This window comes from Limosilactobacillus ingluviei DSM 15946, from assembly GCF_001435775.1.
GTDB classification, from domain to species: Bacteria; Bacillota; Bacilli; order Lactobacillales; family Lactobacillaceae; genus Limosilactobacillus; species Limosilactobacillus ingluviei.
Genome location: NZ_AZFK01000078.1, coordinates 1 through 398 on the forward strand (window position 1 = coordinate 1; position 398 = coordinate 398).

Annotated in this window: 1 protein-coding gene; it reads left to right on the forward strand. The window is 46.7% G+C overall.

What is annotated here, in order from left to right; translation table 11 throughout:
• On the forward strand, positions 1-398 hold a 398-nt coding region (locus FC43_RS08990), incomplete at both ends, for a transposase (RefSeq protein ID WP_162258999.1).

The window sequence follows — 398 nt, forward strand, 5'->3', positions numbered from 1 at the left end:
CAAACTATGAAGGCTTTGCCTTCTAAGGATAAGCTGGCCCGCGCTTTAAAACGCTATTGGCGTTTATTGGTTAAGGATGCGGTCAAACTCAACTGGCACAATTTTAAGCGGCGAACTGGTTTTGGTGGCGCCCAGTTGAATGAACGGGAAGTGATCGATCGGCTGACCGCTACGAGTGACGCGCTTAGTACGGCGTATGGCTACTACCAACAACTGTTGTGTGCCCTCCATTTTCAAAGTTCAGAAGTCTTGGCAGAGTTATTAAAAACCAAGTTGACAGCTTTGCCTAAACCTTGTCAAAAGGCTCAACGCACGCTACGGAATCACCGTGAAGAAATCGAGCGTAGTTTTGAACAACCTTACAATAATGGCTCGTTAGAAGGGACGAACAACGTCAT